Source organism: Arthrobacter sp. LAR12-1-1.1 (genome assembly GCF_040676555.1).
In the GTDB taxonomy this organism is placed as follows: Bacteria; Actinomycetota; Actinomycetes; order Actinomycetales; family Micrococcaceae; genus Arthrobacter.
Window position 1 is genome coordinate 86984 of record NZ_JBEGIG010000005.1, and the last position, 16921, is coordinate 103904.

At 65.2% G+C, this 16921-nt stretch carries 15 protein-coding genes and 1 pseudogene; 14 read left to right on the forward strand and 2 right to left on the reverse strand.

Annotated features, from left to right (window positions below):
- Positions 1 to 4: 4 nt before the first annotated feature.
- Positions 5 to 1024 carry a VOC family protein gene (locus MRBLAR12_RS06125; protein WP_364744385.1) on the reverse strand — a complete coding sequence of 340 codons (1020 nt, stop codon included), beginning with the start codon at positions 1022 to 1024 and terminating at the stop codon, positions 5 to 7.
- 357 nt (positions 1025 to 1381) lie between these two features.
- Between MRBLAR12_RS06125 and MRBLAR12_RS06130 the strand changes: the two genes are divergently transcribed.
- The 11 genes and pseudogenes from MRBLAR12_RS06130 (at position 1382) to MRBLAR12_RS06180 (ending at position 12889) form a co-directional block, all read left to right on the forward strand.
- Complete coding sequence (locus tag MRBLAR12_RS06130; RefSeq protein WP_229992052.1) at positions 1382 to 2284, forward strand: LysR family transcriptional regulator; 903 nt, start codon at positions 1382 to 1384, stop codon at positions 2282 to 2284.
- Positions 2285 to 2455: 171 nt separating this feature from the next.
- Entirely contained in the window at positions 2456 to 3871 is a 1416-nt protein-coding gene (locus MRBLAR12_RS06135) for an MFS transporter (protein WP_229992051.1), read from the forward strand.
- Positions 3868 to 4776 carry a shikimate dehydrogenase gene (locus tag MRBLAR12_RS06140; protein WP_364744389.1) on the forward strand — a complete coding sequence of 303 codons (909 nt, stop codon included), beginning with the start codon at positions 3868 to 3870 and terminating at the stop codon, positions 4774 to 4776. The genes MRBLAR12_RS06135 and MRBLAR12_RS06140 overlap by 4 nt, the downstream gene beginning before the upstream one ends.
- Before the next feature lie 2 nt (positions 4777 to 4778).
- Entirely contained in the window at positions 4779 to 5519 is a 741-nt protein-coding gene (locus MRBLAR12_RS06145) for an SDR family NAD(P)-dependent oxidoreductase (protein WP_229992049.1), read from the forward strand.
- A 68-nt stretch (positions 5520 to 5587) separates the two neighbouring features.
- Complete coding sequence (locus MRBLAR12_RS06150) at positions 5588 to 6712, forward strand: Gfo/Idh/MocA family protein (RefSeq protein WP_364744392.1); 1125 nt, start codon at positions 5588 to 5590, stop codon at positions 6710 to 6712.
- 9 nt (positions 6713 to 6721) lie between these two features.
- Positions 6722 to 8788: an FAD-dependent oxidoreductase gene (locus MRBLAR12_RS06155; RefSeq protein WP_364744395.1), complete on the forward strand. Its 2067-nt coding sequence runs from the start codon at positions 6722 to 6724 to the stop codon at positions 8786 to 8788.
- Positions 8785 to 9654, forward strand: coding sequence for a sugar phosphate isomerase/epimerase family protein (locus tag MRBLAR12_RS06160; RefSeq protein WP_229992046.1), 870 nt, complete (start codon positions 8785 to 8787; stop codon positions 9652 to 9654). Before MRBLAR12_RS06155 ends, MRBLAR12_RS06160 begins: the two co-directional genes overlap by 4 nt.
- A 46-nt stretch (positions 9655 to 9700) precedes the next feature.
- Positions 9701 to 10492 carry an aldo/keto reductase gene (locus MRBLAR12_RS06165; protein WP_364744398.1) on the forward strand — a complete coding sequence of 264 codons (792 nt, stop codon included), beginning with the start codon at positions 9701 to 9703 and terminating at the stop codon, positions 10490 to 10492.
- Positions 10493 to 10505: 13 nt separating this feature from the next.
- Positions 10506 to 12299: an FAD-dependent oxidoreductase gene (locus MRBLAR12_RS06170; protein ID WP_364744401.1), complete on the forward strand. Its 1794-nt coding sequence runs from the start codon at positions 10506 to 10508 to the stop codon at positions 12297 to 12299.
- Positions 12300 to 12305: 6 nt separating this feature from the next.
- A pseudogene (locus MRBLAR12_RS06175) lies at positions 12306 to 12392 on the forward strand (short-chain dehydrogenase); the annotation flags it as partial.
- 191 nt (positions 12393 to 12583) lie between these two features.
- Positions 12584 to 12889 (forward strand): hypothetical protein, encoded by a 306-nt coding sequence (locus tag MRBLAR12_RS06180; protein ID WP_364744404.1) that lies wholly within the window; start codon positions 12584 to 12586, stop codon positions 12887 to 12889.
- Positions 12890 to 13053: 164 nt separating this feature from the next.
- Here the strand turns inward: MRBLAR12_RS06180 and MRBLAR12_RS06185 are convergent, their stop codons facing one another.
- A complete protein-coding gene (locus tag MRBLAR12_RS06185) occupies positions 13054 to 13893 on the reverse strand; it encodes a hypothetical protein (RefSeq protein WP_229992042.1) in 840 nt (279 codons plus the stop codon).
- 290 nt (positions 13894 to 14183) lie between these two features.
- Here MRBLAR12_RS06185 and MRBLAR12_RS06190 point away from each other — a divergent pair, with 290 nt between their 5' ends.
- The 3 genes from MRBLAR12_RS06190 to MRBLAR12_RS06200 form a co-directional block, all read left to right on the forward strand.
- Positions 14184 to 15068 (forward strand): potassium channel family protein, encoded by an 885-nt coding sequence (locus MRBLAR12_RS06190; RefSeq protein WP_229992041.1) that lies wholly within the window; start codon positions 14184 to 14186, stop codon positions 15066 to 15068.
- A gap of 163 nt (positions 15069 to 15231) precedes the next feature.
- Positions 15232 to 16083 (forward strand): phosphatidylinositol-specific phospholipase C/glycerophosphodiester phosphodiesterase family protein, encoded by an 852-nt coding sequence (locus MRBLAR12_RS06195; protein WP_229992040.1) that lies wholly within the window; start codon positions 15232 to 15234, stop codon positions 16081 to 16083.
- 246 nt (positions 16084 to 16329) lie between these two features.
- Positions 16330 to 16921: GOLPH3/VPS74 family protein (locus tag MRBLAR12_RS06200; RefSeq protein WP_364744408.1), on the forward strand; the 592-nt coding region annotated here is incomplete at its 3' end.

The window sequence follows — 16921 nt, forward strand, 5'->3', positions numbered from 1 at the left end:
TGTCCTAGCCCCGTCCCTGCTTGGCGTAGGGGTTCAGGAGGGCTTCCTTCATTTCGGGGGAGGCGCCTTCTTCGGTGGCGGTAAAGCCTTCCGCGGGAGGGAAGGATTCGGTCATGGAGTGCGGCATGGCGCCGTTCTTGTAGAAGTTGTTGGAGCCTTCGGAGGGCTTCCAGGTGTTGGCTTCCCAGTCCGGGACGTAGTTGCGGTATCCGCCGGAGTTGAGCTCGACGCGCAGGCCTGACGGGTCGCGGAAGTAGAGGAAGTTTTGCTCGCCCACGCCGTGGATGGAGGGGCCGTATTCCATGGCGGTGCCGTTTTCCATCATGACATCCGCGGTGCGGAGCAGGTCTTCGGTGGCGTCCACCCAGAAGGCGATGTGGTTGACGCGTCCCGCGCGGCTGGAGGTGTCCAGGACCACGCCCAGGTCGTGGGACTTTTCGTTGGTCGTGAGCACGGAGAAGACGGTGATGGGTGCCTCGTCCAGGTCCACGAAGGCCATGACGCGGAAGCCCAGGGCCTCGTTGTACCACTTGGCGAAGCCTCGGACATCGGAGGAGGCCACGGTGACGTGGTCCAGGAAGCGGGGCGCTGCGGCGTGGCTGCTGCGGCGCTCCGGCCGGTCCGGGTAGGTGGATTCAAAACCGGGCTCAGCCACGAACTTCTCAACGTCGAAGAAGAGGCGCATGGGGTGGCCATAGGGGCCGGTGAATTCGTAGGCCTTGCCGTAGCCGTGGCCGCCGGCGGTCCAGCTGCCCTGGACACCGGTTGCTTCGACGCGCTGGGCTGCGCCTTCCAGGGCAGCCTGGGAGTTGGCGCGCCAGGCCATCCGGCCCAGGGAAGCTTCCGGACCTTCGGTGAGGACCAGGCTGTAGCGGTAGTAGTCACCCCAGCAGCGCAGGTAGACGTTGCCGTCCACCCGGTCGATGATGCGCATGCCGAACTTTTCCTCGTAGAACCGTGCCGAGGCTTCGACGTCCGGGGTGGTGATCTCGAGGTGGGCAAGATGGGAGAGGGGAGTTTCCACGCTGAATTCCTTCTAAGTACTGATTGCCTTGAGTGGGGTCGCTGCAGGTCTAGTAACCAGACTGAGGCAAAAGAGGTATTCGGTGAAGAGGCATTTCCTGATGCCACCTATTCGTATGGCAGATACCTGGCCTGCGTGGTCGATCCGCGCGCAATGCCGTACCCGCTGCTCCGGCTTCTGAACCAGTGTCGGGTTCCTAGCGCGCCGCGGGCACGGTGCGGGTGGTTGTGCCGAGGCCCGCGGGCGCCGGGAGGGTGCCGGCGTTTCTGCAAACTCGTGAGTAGATTCCTCCGGCCACCTGGAAGCTCAAGCCCCCTTGTCGGTTCGATGTTCGGGTAAAGGGTACATTCTGAAGACATGACAGAGATCCGCTGGCTGGAAGCGTTCGTTGCGGTGGCCGAAGAACTGCACTTCGGCCGTGCTGCGCAGCGCCTGCACACTTCACAGTCCCCACTGAGCCAGACGATCCGGAAGCTTGAGGCGGATCTGGGGAAGCGGCTCTTTGAGCGCAACACGCGAAGCGTGGCCCTCACGCCGGCGGGGTATGCCCTCCTGCCGCGCGCGTACCGTGTGCTTCGCGAGATGCGGCTGGCCCGCGAGGCGGCCCAGGCGGAGATTGAGGGCGTCCGGGGCAACATCAGGATCGGATTCTCCGGAGCTGTGAACCACCTGACCCTCCCACCGCTCACGCGCGCTGTGCGCCGGCGTCACCCGGACATCAAAATGGACCTCACCAGCGGTGTGCGCACGGCCGACGGATTGGCCAGCGTCGCGAAGGGCACCCTGGACTTGGCCTTCGTGGGCCGTCCCGAAACCCCGGTCCCCTCGGTGATGACGCGCTTGGTCGCAAGCGAGGAAGTCGGTGCGGTACTGCCGCTAGATCATCCGCTGGCACAGGAAAAATCCATACCGTTGCAGGCTCTGGCGGCTGATGACTTCATCTCGCCGCCACTGGACGGCTCGTCCTCCATGACCGAAGTGATGCTCGCATCCTGCATGGCAGCCGGTTTCCGCCCTCACATTGTCCAGGAGTTATCGGACCCCTACATGGTGCTGACCTTCGTGGCCGCCGGTGTGGGAGTCACCCTCATGAGCAGCGGGATAGCCGGGATCATACCCTCCGGGGCAACGTACGTGGCCCTGGATCACCCGCAGCACTTCATGAATCACGCCATCGCGTGGTCCGAGGAAAATGACTCCGCCGTGCTGACGGCTGTGCTCGCCGTCGTCGAAGAGATCTTTCCCGAGATCCCCAACTGACCCCACCTCATCAAGTCGAATTGCAACATAGTGATAGATCATTTTAGTCGTGGACTAACTAAGTGATCGCAGCCACACTGGATGGAGAAGCCGCATAGCGCGGCACACCGTTTTTGCAGCGGGCCTATACCAAGAGCCCCCGGGACGGTCCCGTTACCTGAAGGGAACACCATGTCAGTGTCGACATTGGCGCCAGCACGCCCCAAGAACAATGCGAAGATCGCAGCGGTTTCGGGATTCGTGGGCAGCGCCCTTGAGTACTACGACTTCTTTATCTTCGGCTCGGCGGCCGCCCTGATTTTCGGCAAACTGTTCTTCGCCCCTGGCCCTTCCGCGATGCTGTTGTCCTTCGCAACCGTTGGCGTTGCTTACGTCGCCCGTCCGCTGGGGGCAGTGATCTGCGGACACCTCGGCGACAAATTCGGCCGCAAGAAGGTCCTGCTGCTCACCCTGCTGCTGATGGGCGCATCAACATTCCTCATCGGCTGCCTGCCCACGTACAACGACATTGGAATGGCAGCGCCGGTCCTCATCGTGGCTCTACGGCTTCTGCAGGGCCTCTCCGCCGGCGGCGAATCGCCGGGGTCAAGCTCCCTGACGCTCGAGCACGCACCTGACAAGAAGCGAGCCTTCTACACCAGCTGGACGATGAGCGGCATCATGTTCGGCATCGTGCTCTCCACGCTAGTGTTCATTCCCGTGGCATCCATGCCCGAGGAACAGCTGCTTGCCTGGGGCTGGCGCATCCCGTTCCTCGCCAGCGCCGTAGTGACCGTCATCGCCTTTGTGCTTCGGCGCCTCCTGGAAGAGCCCCCGGTATTCGCGGAAGTCAAAGCGCACGACGACGTGGTCAAGGTTCCACTCGTCACCCTGTTCCGGCACCACTGGGCCACCGTTCTCCGTGTCACCGCCATGTCGCTGTTTACCATCATCAACACCATCATCAACGTCTTTGCGTTGTCCTACGCCACGTCCGTCGTCGGCGTTGAAAAGGGCCTGATGCTGACAGTCATCGCAGTCGCCAACCTCGCCGCCGTCGCCATGGGCCCATTGGCCGGCATCCTCTCGGACCGGATCGGCCGCAAACCCGTCTTCGTCACCGGTCTGGTGCTGCAGATGGCGATGATCTTCGTGTTCTTCTCGGCCCTGTCGGCGGCGAATGTTCCGCTGATCTTTGTCACCGGCATCCTCCTGATCGGTTTCGCCTACACCGCCACAAACTCCATCTACCCCGCGTACTTCCCGGAGCAGTTCCCAGTCAAGGTCCGCTACTCCGGTATGGCCATCAGCCTCATGTTCGGACTCCTCCTGGCAGGATTCGCGCCGGTCATTTCCGAGCTGCTGATCGGTGGCAACAAAGCCAACTGGGTTCCTGTCGCAACGTTCGCCGCCGTGGCCTGCGCCATCTCCGCCATCGCAGCGCTGCTGGCACCCGAGACGTTCAAGACTCCGACGGCCCTGCTCGGACTGAAGAAATCCGACCCGAGGCTCTACACAGCGTCCTCCGTCACCCCGGAGCCGGCAGCGCGGCAGTCCCGTGCGGCCGACGAAGCTTCCGGCGCGGTTGCCGATACGGCGCGGGCATGAGCCAGCAGACCCTGGCGGGCACCTGGGCCGGCCGGCCGCGTGAAGCCGATATGTGCCATCGGTTCGTGGTGGGCTTGCTCGGCTCCGGTATCGGCGGATCGCTCACCCCGGGCCTCCACGAGGCCGAAGCCGACAGGCTGGGCCTTGCCTACACCTACCGCGTCATCGATCTGGACTCCATCGGACAACCTGCAGAACGGTCCGCGGCCCTGGTGCGGCATGCAGCTGATCTCGGATTCGACGGACTGAACGTCACCCACCCGAGCAAGCAACTCGTGCAGGACGGCCTGGATGAGCTTTCGCCCGATGCCCGGATCCTGGGTGCCGTCAACACCATCACCTTTCACGACGGCAAGGCCGTGGGCCACAACACGGACCACACCGGATTCATCGGCGGCCTCCGGGCCGGCCTCCCGTCGGCCGTGACCGACTCGGTGGTGCAGCTCGGAGCGGGAGGAGCCGGCGCGGCAGTGGCCTTCGGGCTCCTCAGCGCCGGAACCCGGCGCATGGTCATCGCCGACATCGAACCTGTCCGGGCCGAGGCCCTCGCCGCCCGGCTTGCCCCGCACTTTCCGAAAAGCCACCTGTCAGTGACCCGGACGGATGCTGTCGCCGGAAGCATCCGGGAGGCAGATGGGCTTGTGAACTCAACACCCATCGGCATGACGGGCCACCCCGGTGTGCCCGTGGATCCCGACCTGATCCACTCCGGGCTTTGGGTAGCGGACGTGATCTACCGGCCGCTCGAAACCGAACTGATCAAGGCAGCGCGCGGCAAGGGCTGCGCCGTACTCGACGGCGGACGCATGGTCGTGGGTCAGGCCGCCGCCGCCTTCGAGCTCTTCACCGGCATCAGCGCCGACGCCGACAGCATGCTGGCCACGTTTCGACAGGCGGTCAGCTAGCCATGGATCCTCAAACACCCAGCACTATCGCCGAGTCCCGTTGCCTCGTGGTCGGGGCGGCCAGCGGCATCGGGCGGGCGACGGCGGCACGCCTTAGGGCGTCCGGCGCCACGGTGGTCGGAGCGGACCTGCCCTCGGCCGCGTGGCCCGATGAACCAGGCACCTCAGCACTCGCCATGGACGTCACCGACCCGGCATCCGTTGTTGCGGCCGTCTCGGCGGCGGCCTTGGAGATGGGAGGGCTCCACGCGGTCGTGAACTGCGCGGGCATCCTGGGGCCCGTGGCCCCGGCAGCCGCCACATCGGTCGAAGACTTCGAACGCATCATGAAGATCAACCTGACAGGGGCATTCATTCTCTCGCAGGCCGTCCTGCCGCGAATGGCTGAGGCAGGCTATGGGCGGCTGCTCCATATCTCCTCGACGGCGGGCAAGGAAGGCGTGGTCAATATGCCCGCCTATTCTGCCAGCAAGGCCGGGATTCTAGGCCTGGTCAAGTCACTCGCCAAGGAGTTCGCGCTTTCCGGCGTCACCGTCAATGCCCTCGCCCCGGGCAATGTAGTGACCCCGCTTTTCGCGGAAGTGCCGGCGGAACAGCAGGCGGCCCAGGCCGCCAAAATCCCCATGGGCAGGTTCGGGACCCCCGCCGAAGCGGCCTCCCTCATCGAATTCATCGTTTCGCCGGCGGCCTCCTACACCACCGGCTCCGTTTTCGATCTGTCCGGCGGCCGGGCCACGTACTAGCCCGGCCCCAGCCTCCTGCCGGACCGCACCACATTTTCCTACCAGCACCAGAAAGATGGCACCTGTTGATGATCACCCCATCACCTGTCACCGCCCGCCCCCTTCGCATCGGAATTGCAGGGTGCGGGGCGATCTCCCGCAACCATCTGGAGGCGTTCCGTGCCCTTGACGACGTGGCCATCGTGGGTGTCTGCGACATCGACCTCCAGCGCGCCCAAGACACCGCCGAAGCATGGGGGATCCCTGCAGCGGTCAACACAGTCGAGGAACTCTTGGGCCTGGACCTGGACATCGTCTCGGTCTGCACCCCACACCCCACCCACCAGGATGTGGTGCTGCAGGCCGCTGCGGCAGGAGTCCACGTGCTCTGTGAAAAGCCCATCGCCACTGACTTGGCGTCCGCAGAACGCATGGTGAAGGCCTGCGACGATGCCGGTGTGAAGCTGGGTGTGCTCTTCCAGCGCCGGTTCTGGCCGGCAGCCCAGCGCATCCGCGCAGCGATCGACGACGGCACACTCGGCCGGCCCATCATGGGCCAATGCTCGGTGATGCTTCACCGCGATCCGGAGTACTATTCCCGCGACGCTTGGCGCGGGACGTGGGCCAACGATGGCGGCGGGGTGCTGATGACCCAGGCCATCCACTACATCGACCTGCTGCAGTGGTTTATGGGAGACGTGGCCGAGGTCTACGGCAAAATCAACACCTACTTCCACGGCGAACACATCGAAGTGGAAGACTCAGCGACCGCCGTCATCACCTTCACTTCCGGCGCCATGGCCACGCTCGAAGCGTCGACGGCGGTGTCCCCGAGCCTGGGCGTGCAGATCCGGGTCACTGGCGAGACCGGCGCCTCCGCCTCCCTGACCGAATTCCCGGAAGGCAGCGACGGACGCGTGGACCTGTGGGCCGTATCCGGAACGATCAGCACCGATCCTGTTTACCCGAACGGTGTTGACCCGAACGTCAGCCTCACGACGATTAATGGCCAGCTCATCCCGCACCACACCGCGCAGGTCCGCAATTTTGTCCGGAGCCTTCGCGGAGGCGGTGAACCGGCGATCACCGGCAACGACGCGACGAAGGCCTTGCGGATACTGCTGGCAATTTACGAATCGTCCCGGACAGGCAATCCAATCCGCTTCGCCGCGCTGCCTGAAAGCACACGACCGCTCGCACCGATTGCGGGTTAAGGAACAGCAATGGAAAAGAACACACGGTACGCCGCCCGCCCCCTGACGCTGGGCCGCAATGGCCGCACCCCGATAACCCTTCGCAACCGGCTCGCCTCCGCACCGATGGAGCGCAACTACGGCACCATGGACGGGTGCATCACGGAGCAGTACATCGACTACCTGGTCACCCGTGCCAAGGCAGGACTGGGCATGGTGACCACCGAGGCCACCTATGTCCGCGCCGACGGCAAGGGCCGCACCCACCAGCTGGGCCTGCACACAGATGAGATGATCCCCGGCCTGCGCAGACTCACCGACGCCCTGCACGCCGAAGGCGCGCTGGCCGCCGTCGAAATTAACCACGGCGGCCGCACCGCCCAATCCGCCCTCTCCGGGTACAAAAACGTGGCGCCATCGCCGGTGGCGTGCGAGGTGGCAGGCGGCGAAGTTCCCCGTGAACTCACCGTCGAGGAGTGCCACGAGCTGGTGGAAGCCTACGCCCAAGCTGCCCGCCGCGCGGTGAAGGCCGGCTTCGATGTCATCAACATTCACGGCGCCCACGGCTACCTGATCCACCAGTTCATGTCACCGATCTCCAACCACCGCACGGACGAGTTCGCCGCACCCGAACACTTCCTGAACCTGGTCATCGACGCCGTGCGGGCAGCGGTCCCGGACACCCTCGTGGGTATGCGTGTGTCCGTGGTTGAAGGTCCTGCAGACGGCATCTCCGCCGAACAGCAGGTGGCCATCATTGCGAACGCGCACCTGGAGCACCTGGATTTCCTGGACATCTCCGCCGGCAGCTACGAGGCCGGCGAATGGATCGTGCAGTCAGGCGAATGGAAGCCGGGCATCCTCGCCGACTACGCCAAGGCGTACCGGCAGTTCGGCCTGCCGCTTGGCCTGGCCGGCCGGCTGAACTCGCCGGAAATCATCGAGCAGGTCCTCTCCGAGGGGACCTGCGACTTCGTCAGCCTGGCCCGGGCCATCCATGCCGACCCGACGTTTGTGGGCGGCGTCCTGCGTGATGAGCGCTACCGCCCCTGCATCGCCTGCAACGTCTGCATCGACAACCTGGGCCTGGGCCAGGTGACCTGCACAGTCAACCCCGAGGTGGGACGCTCCCGCGTCCCGGTCCCCACACCAGCCGTCCGCGAAGGGTCCCGCGTTGTGGTGGTAGGCGCGGGTCCCGCGGGTCTCACCGCCGCCCGCGAGCTTGCCGAAGCCGGGGCGAAAGTGACCGTACTCGACGATGGCCCCCGCGCCGGCGGCCAGTTCGCCCTCGCGGAACGGATGAAGTCCACCCCGGACTTCCACCGGTTCGCCGAATGGTCTGCCGGGGAGAACGCGCGGCTTGGCATCGAGGTCCGGCTGGGTTCGCGCGTGGACACTGACCACCTCGACGGCCTTGTCCGCGACACCGCGGCAGACGCCATCGTGCTGGCAACCGGCGGGCTCGCGCCCGCCGCCGGGTTCATTGGCGAAGAGAGCGCCAGCGTCCTGGATGTGCGCGAATGGCTCACCGCCCACCCCGAGGTCATCGACCCTGACGCGCCGCATCCCGTCATTCCGGATGCCGTGACGATCTGGGGTGCGGACTCCGTTGCCATGAGCGTGGCGGACACGCTGGCTGGCCGGGGGACTGCCGTGCTGCTCATCGGACCGCAGGCAGCCCTTGCCCCCGAGTCCGGCCGCCGCGCCAAAATCCTGGCCGTGCCCCGGCTCGAAGCCAACCCGCGGGTGCGGATCCGGCTCGGTGCGACCATCGAGGAATACGACGGTGGCCGGGTCCGGATCAGCGGTCCGGGCCTTGCCTCTGGAGGCGAGTGGCTGGAGGCGCCGGGACCGCTCCTGGTTTCGCGCTCTGTGGTTCCCCTGGACGGCTCTGTCCCAGCGGACATTCGCGACGCCGAACTGAGCTGCGAGGCCGGAGTGCCGGTGACACTGGCCGGGACAGTGGTGGACCAGACGCCCGCCATCGCCTCCAACGCAGTGAAGAGCGGCTACGACGCAGCACAGCGGATCGCCTCTCTTCTGAGAGCCGGGGCTGCCGCCAACAATGAACTTAGCCTGAACGGAGCACAGTCATGACCGGAAACGCGCACAGGTCCGTCGGCCTGGCACAGCTTTCGCTGCTGAACACCGCGCCGCCTGAACTGGTGGGGGTCGCTGCCCAGGCAGGTTTTGATTTCATCGGCGTCCGGGTCCGCGCGGTGACGCCGATGGAACGGCCTTACAACCTCCAGCCAGGGTCGCCGATGCTGCACGAAACCCTGTCCAGGATGCAGGACACCGGAGTGACCGTGCGGGACATCGAATTCCTGCTGCTGGATGGCAGCGACCAGCGTGAAGCATGGCTGCGCATGATGGAAGCGGGCCAGGCACTGGGGGCAAGTTCCCTCACAGTCGCAGGAGCCGATCCGGACAGCGCCCGGCTGGTCCACACGTTGGCCAGGATGACCGAGGACGGGCACGGTTTCGGGATCACCCCCACCCTTGAAGCGATTTCCTATCAGACTGTTGCTTCGATGGCCCAGGCTGCGGACATTGCCCGGCAGGCCGGCTGCCGCCTCGTGGTGGACACCCTTCATTTCAACCGCTTCAACGGTGACGGCGCTGCCGGCCAGTGGGCCGCACTGCATGCCAACGCAGATTTGGTGCCGCTGCTCCAGCTGTGCGACGGGCCCGCGGAACGGCCAGCCGGCCGCGAGGCACTCGTGGTCGAATCCCGGTCGGAGCGGGAGGTGCCCGGCGAGGGCGAGTTCAGGCTTGCGGAGGTGGTGGCCGCTTTGCCGGACGGGCTTCCGGTCAGTGCGGAGACGCCGTCGGACCGGCGGGTGGCTGAACTCGGCGAGCTTGGGTGGGCGCGCCTGCTCAAAACAGGGGTGGACGCCGTGTTGGCAACGGCCGGAATTGACCAGACAACAGCAAATCTCCAAGGGACGGGAACCAGATGAGCGGCATGACAAAAAAGAGATCACGACAGCAGAAGTCACTCCCGGCGTGCACATCCCGCTCATCGGCCTGGGAACCTGGCCCCTGACGGGTGAGGATGCCGCAGCGGCGGTGCACCAGGCCATCAGCAGTGGCTACCGGCACATCGACACGGCCGAGAACTACGCCAACGAGGCCGCCGTGGGGGAGGGGATCCGCCGCAACGGAATTGATCGAGGGGACCTTTTCCTCACTACCAAGTTCAACACCCAGTGGCACAGCCGCAGCGGAGTGCGCGATGCCTTCGGCGAGGCGGTGAAGCGGCTCGGAACCGACTACTTGGACCTGTTCCTGGTTCATTGGCCCAACCCCTCCCAGGGGAGGTTCGTTGAAGCCTGCGAAGGACTGCAGGACCTGGTCAAGGACGGTTCAATCCGGGCCTGGGGCGTGTCAAACTTCAAACCCGCGCACCTACGGCTGGTCCAAGACGCAGGCCTGGCCGTGCCGCTGAACCAGGTCCAGGTTGATCCTGAGCACGGCCAACCAGGGCAGCTTGAGTTTCACCGGGAACATGGGATCCTGACCGCCGCCTACAGCCCTTTGGGCCGTAACGGGAGTTTCCTGGAGCAGGCCGCCGTGCGCGGCCCTGCCACGGAACTCGGCAGGACCCCGGCCCAGATCGTCCTGCGCTGGCATGTGCAGCACGGCCGTGTGGCTGTGCCGAAGTCCGCGGACAATCAACGCCAACGGGAGAACCTGGACGTCTTCAGTTTCGCCCTGACCCAGCAGCAAATGGCCGCGATTGACGCACACGAAACCGGTGCGCCGCCGCGCCTGGACTCCGACACCTACTTCCACTGAGAAAGCACTGAAAATGACGGCACCCGTAATTCCTTCATCTGCCCTCCCGAGCCTGGACTGCGATGTCCTAGTGATTGGCTCCGGCGCCGGCGGCCTCTCCTCGGCAGTTTCCGCCGCCTACCACGGTCTGAAGGTTGTGGTCGTTGAAAAGGCCGACGTCTGTGGCGGTGCCACGTCCTGGTCCGGCGGCTGGGCCTGGACCCCCGGCAACCCGCTGGCCAAAGCCGATGGGGTCAACGAGGACCGCGAACTCTTCCGCACCTACCTGCGCCACCGGCTCGGCAGGAACTACCAGGAAGACAGGGTGGAGGCGTTCCTCGAGGCGGTACCTCACATGGTGGGCTTTTTCCAGGACAAGACCAGCCTGCAGTTTGTGCCGGGAGCCAAGATCAAGGACATCTACGGCAGCACCCCTGGTGCAGGCACCGGGCACCGCTCAGTAGGACCAAAGCCGCTGAACGCCCGCCGGATCAAGCCCGAACTGCGCGCCAAGATGCGCCACCAGCTCTATGAGACCTCGTTTCTGGGCATGGGCATCATGGCAGGTCCGGACTTGACAAAGTTCCTTTCCGCCTCCCAAGGAAACATCCGGGGCATTTTCCACGCAGCCTGGCGGGTGGGCTTGCACCTCCTGGACCTCCTCACGCACCGCCGCAACATGCAGTTGGTCAACGGGACCGCGCTCACCGGCCGGCTGATGAAGTCCGCCGATGACCTCGGCGTGGAGATCCGCGTCTCCACGCCGGCCAGGTACCTGCTCACCGACGGGTCCGGCAAGGTGATGGGCGCCGTCGTGACTTCCCCGGAAGGCGAACTGCAGATCAACGCCTCCCGCGGCGTCGTGCTGGCTTGCGGAGGGTTCCCCCATGACGTCTCCCGCCGAAAGGAACTGTTCCCCAAGACGCCCACCGGACGCGAGCACTGGACACTTGCGCCGAAGGAAACCACCGGCGACGGTATCACCATGGCCCAGGCCGTGGGCGCCCGCTTCGAGACCGATGTGGAGTCCCCGGCCGCTTGGTGCCCGGTCTCGCTGGTCCCGTACCGCAACGGACGTACCGGAACGTTCCCCCACATCATGGACCGCGCCAAGCCCGGCAGCATCGGCGTCCGCCGGGACGGCAAGCGGTTTGTCAACGAGGCCAACGGCTATTACGACTACGTCGAAGGCCTGATCAACGCCACACCCGAGGGTGAACCGGTGGAGGCCTGGCAGATCGCAGATGCAGCGTTCGTGCGCAAGTTCCCGTTGGGTATGGCCAAGCCGCTGCCCGTGCCGCTGTTCCCCTATCTGCGATCCGGCTACCTCAAGAAGGGCAACACCCTCGAGGAACTCGCGGCAGCCTGCGGCATCGATCCGCAAGGGCTCGCCGCGACCGTCGCGGAATTCAATGACAACGCCCGCAAGGGCATTGACCCCGACTTCGATCGCGGCGCCAGTGAATTCAACCGCTATGGCGGGGACCCCAAGAACACCCCCAATGCCTCGCTGCGCCCCCTGGACAAGGGGCCGTTCTACGCCGTCAGGATTGTCCCGGGATCGTTCGGTACCTTCGCCGGACTCGCGGCCGATTCGCGTGCACGGGTTCTGGACAACCATGGCCAACCCATCGGCGGCCTTTACGTCGCGGGCAATGACCAGGCCTCAGTCATGGGCGGGCACTACCCGGCCGGGGGCATCAACCTCGGCCCAGCACTGACCTTCGGCTACATCGCCGGGCGCGACCTCGCCAACGCCACACACTACGAGGACGACGGAGTTGCAGCTCCGGAATCCATGAGCGGGGACGCCGTTACCGCGGATTGACTGGCGCAGCTTGCCGCCTCCGTCACCTTCCTGCCCAGCGACGACGGCACCAACATCAACGGCGCCATCCTCGCGTCCGACGGCGGCTGGTCCGCGCTTTGGGGGAGCGGCACCATAACGCCAGCGGACGACGGCGGAAAGTCCCGCCGTCGTCCGCTTAGGGGCCCGGATACACGCGTCAGGAGGGCAGCGCGGCACCGGATCGAGGCCGCCCTCCGGCCCTACCGGGATGACGCTGGACGGCCTATCGTGGTCCCTGCCACAGCCCGAGGGAAGGAACGACGATGTTCACGCTGCAGATTAGCTATCCGGTCCGGGACTACGAGGCTTTCAAGAAAGTGTTCGACACGGATCCCGCAGGCCGCGCCGCCTCCGGCGCCCGGTCTGTCCGCTTGTTCCGGGATACCGAGGACCAGAACAGCGTGGCCGTGCTCCTTGACTTCGACACCAAGGACGCCGCGACCGGCTTTCTGGAACGGCTGCGCAGCCAGGTATGGGACAAACCCGAGGTGATAGGGCAGCTCATGACGGCAGCGCCGACAGCCAGGATTCTGGAGGAGGTGGCCCGCGAGGGCCAGGGCGCGGGCTGACCGCTGAGAATCCGGTGGTCCTCGTCGGATGAGTCAGCCGCCACCACACAGCCGCCCCGGCCCACCATCACTGACAGGTTAGGCGCCCCGGTGAGGCGGACCGGTGGCCGCGCAGTGCCGATGAAGAGGCGCTTCCTATCGTGCCTGCATCCGTATCTTCGCCATCACGGTGCGGGCTGCTCGGCCGATCCCGAATCCGAGAGCACCTCGGGCGGCGACGTCTGCTCGGTCGCGGGGGCAGGCTCCGGGCTCTGGACGGTTTCGGGGGCGGGGTCCGCCGCGGGGGTGTCGCTTGATGTGTCGGCTGCCGGCTCTCCAGTCCCGGCCGAGCCGCTGTCCGCGCCACTGGGGCTACCGTCCGTCGTCAGGCCCGGTTCGTTGTTAGCGCCTTCCTCGACTTTCCCAGGTACTTCCTCGACTGGCCCAGGCACTTCCGCCACGTCCTTCGTCGAGGCGTCCGTCTCGTCCGGGACCGTCGGGTTGCCGCCCAATGCTGTGCCCAGCGTCGTCGTGGGCCCGGTCGCACCGCCGTCGATGCTCGACGTCGACGAGACAAGGCTGGAGATGGGCTTATTGGTTCCGAATTCGACTGCAGTGACACCGACCATCGCGATCACGAATGCGGCCGCACTGACCGCCCCGAGCTTGATCCAGGTCTTCGGTGTCAACTGCCACCTCGCGCGTTTGGCTCGAGGTCCGTCGCTCTCGGCCGGCGCGCTGGGGGCCAGCGCGTCGCCGTCGTCAGCGGGCAGACCGCCCCTGCGTCGCTGAGGGATTTTCGTCAATGCCACGGCGGCGGCCGAACTGAGTGTTCGGGCATAGAGAGCGGCGCCCACCGTGGCAACGATAGAGCCGAGTGCGGCGCCGATAAGGGTCCCGGCAACGCCTAGAAAGGACCCCACCAAGGCAGAGGTCACCGCTGCCAAAGCCGAGCCAATAGTCTGGGTGCCGCTTAGTCCGAGGAACTGTTTCGGCTTGTCTTCAGTAGTGGAGTCTGCAGGCATATTCAAACACATTTCAGTCAGATTATGTTACGAACAGATAACTTTACCTCACCGCGGCCGGCTCCCGGCTGCGCCCGTATTGGTTTGAGGCGGTTCTCACAGGCCAGAGGACGGCCTTCCTGCTCAGCGACGACGGGACCAACATCAACGGCGCGTCCTTGCCTCCGACGGCGGCTGGTCGGCGCTGTAGGGGAGCGGCAGCAGGTCAATACCGACTTATTCTGACTTGCGCGGCCACGGTCTCGCGCCGGGTGCCGTAACGCGAGGGCTTCGGACCCTTAAGCTGAAGCATGGATTTCACCGACGCACTCTGGATCATGGCCGGGGCAGGCCTGATTCTGCTGATGGTCACGGATGTCTTCCACACACTCCTGTATCCGCGCGGGACAGGCCCGGTCTGCAAGGCGATAATCCGGGGACTCTGGCTGTTAACCAATAAAGTCCGGGGACGGGCATCGACAATCGCAGCCCCTCTCGCCATGGCTGCCGTGATCGGTGCCTGGGCCGCCCTGGCTATTCTGGGCTGGGCTCTGGTGTATTTCCCGTTTCTGCCTGCAGGATTCGTGTACGGAGACGGGGTGGCGCAGCACGGCGATTTCACTGAAGCCCTCTACATCTCGATGGTCGCCCTCTCTACAGTCGGCTACGGTGACATCGTGCCGGCACTGCCTCTGCTTAGGCTGGTCGCGGCCGCCGAGGCCGTGGCCGGTTTTGGGCTTCTAACCGCTACGGTGTCCTGGATACTGCAGACCTACCCTGCCCTTAGCCGTCGCCGGGCTTTGGCCCACCGGCTGAGCCAGTTCAGGGAAGCGGCCGGGGCCGAAGGTCTCTCGTCGCTGACTCCGGCACATGCTGCGGTGTTGCTCGAATCCCTGGCCGGAAACGTGGCATCGGTGAGCATAGACCTGCTGTCCTTCCATGAAACCTACTACTTCCACGAAGCAGAGCGCAGGGGGTCGCTGCCGGCCACCGTGACGTATGCACAGCACCTGGCTACTGAAGCCCGGGACCATGACAACGCAGAACTCCGCTTCGCCGGACGGATGCTATACGCAGCGCTGGAGGATCTCGCCGAGGTTCTCCGCGGGAACTTCGGGCATGAGGGGAGTACCTCTTCTGCCGTGTTCCACAGCTATCAACTGCACCACCGGCACCGTAAGGCCGACCCTGAATAAGTTGGATTCCAAACGGCTCAGCGTGGCCGTTCACTGCTGTTTACCGGCCCTCCACCGCGTGGCCCTTCCCTGTTAGTGCGGATCGGGGAGCCTGTTTGAGGCATCGGCGCGCCTGATCGGTCGAGCTGAACCATGCCCCCTGAACCGCACCAAGGAGAACCCCGTGCTTATCAAAAGTGCTGTCGCCGCGCTCGTGGCCCTCACGTCCCTGACCGGAATCGCCGTCCCCTCGTCTGCCGCAACCTCATCCCGGGATGTTGTGCTGGACCAGCCGCTGCTGGAGGCCCATGCGCACAACGACTACGAGCACGGCCGTCCGCTGTTTGACGCCTTGGAGCATGGGTTCACCAGCGTCGAGGCGGACGTTTGGCTAGTTGACGGAGAACTTCTGGTCGCACACGACCGGGAGAACGCGCAGCCTGGAAAGACCCTGGCGAGCCTGTACCTGGATCCGTTGGACAACCTTGTCCAGCAGGAAGGCCACAGCGTCTATCCTGGCTGGGACGGCAGCCTGCAGCTGCTGATAGACATCAAGAGCGACGGCGAGAGCACCTACGCTGCGATCGAGCAGGAACTGAGCAAGCACCCGGCTCTCATGACCCGTTACAGCAAGGGCAAAGTCAGCACGGGCGCGGTGACCGCCGTGATCAGCGGCAACAGGCCGCTGATGACCATGCAGGCGGAAGACAAACGCTACGGGTTCTTCGACGGACGCTCAGCCGACCTTGCTTCCGGGATGCCGTCAACGCTCATGCCGCTGGTCAGTGACAACTGGACAAAGCTGTTCACGTGGCAGGGTGTTGGCCCGATGCCCGAGGCGGAACGCGCCAAACTCCACGCCTATGTCGCGGACGCACACGCCAAGGGACACCGGGTCCGCTTCTGGGCGACTCCGGACCAGCCGGGCGAGGCACGTGAAGCTCTTTGGACCGAGCTTCACCGGGCGGGTGTTGACCACGTCAACACTGACGACCTCGCAGCACTCGAAAGGTTCCTCAAAGCCCAGCAGCCGTAGGACCAAGGTCCACTAGGTCCAGCAGAGTTTCGGAATGTAGCAGCGGCTGCACCCGATTTCGCAAGTGTGTACGCCGCTGCCCCCGGCAGCCGAGAGCGGCCGACGGCGGGAGGTCCCGCCGTCGTCCGCTCACTGGGGCCGGAAACTGTTGGAGGCGGTTGGCCAGGGGCAGGGCGACGTAGACGCCGACGTGGATGCTTGTAAATCATCATTGTGGCGGCTGCCCAACCGCGCCACCATGTTCGTATGAACGCTGAAACGCCGAAGGTGGCGGAGCTGAACCTTCCCCAGGCCTTCCTCCTTCTCGCAACGAACGACCAAGACGGCAAACCTTCGGTGCCGATGTACGCACTCAGGACCACGATGGCAGGGGCGATATTGGCCGAGCTGGACCTGATCGGTGCAATCGGGCTGCAGGGGAAGCACGTCAGGGCTACCGGCACCTCCCCGCAAACGGACCTCCAGCACGAACTGGAACTCATCCGGGGCAAGTCTCGGCCCCACACTCCCAAGCGGTGGGTCTCCATGCTGGAGGGCCGCGCCGAAGTGCAGCGTGTGTACGAAGGGATGGCGGCACTGGGCATCGTGGAACACGTCGGCGAAAAACACCTGGGTCTGTTCCGGACCGTGCGGTACCCGGAGAAGGACCACGCTCCGGAGGCGGCGCTCCTGAAAAAGATCCAGGCCGCACTCACCGGTTCGCCGCCCGATGCCGGGACGCCTGATTCCGCGGCGGCCGATGTCGGGACGCCTGATTCCACGGCGGCCGATGTCGGGACGCCTGATTCCGCGGCGACCGATGCCGGGACGCCTGATTCCACGGTGACCGATGCCGGGG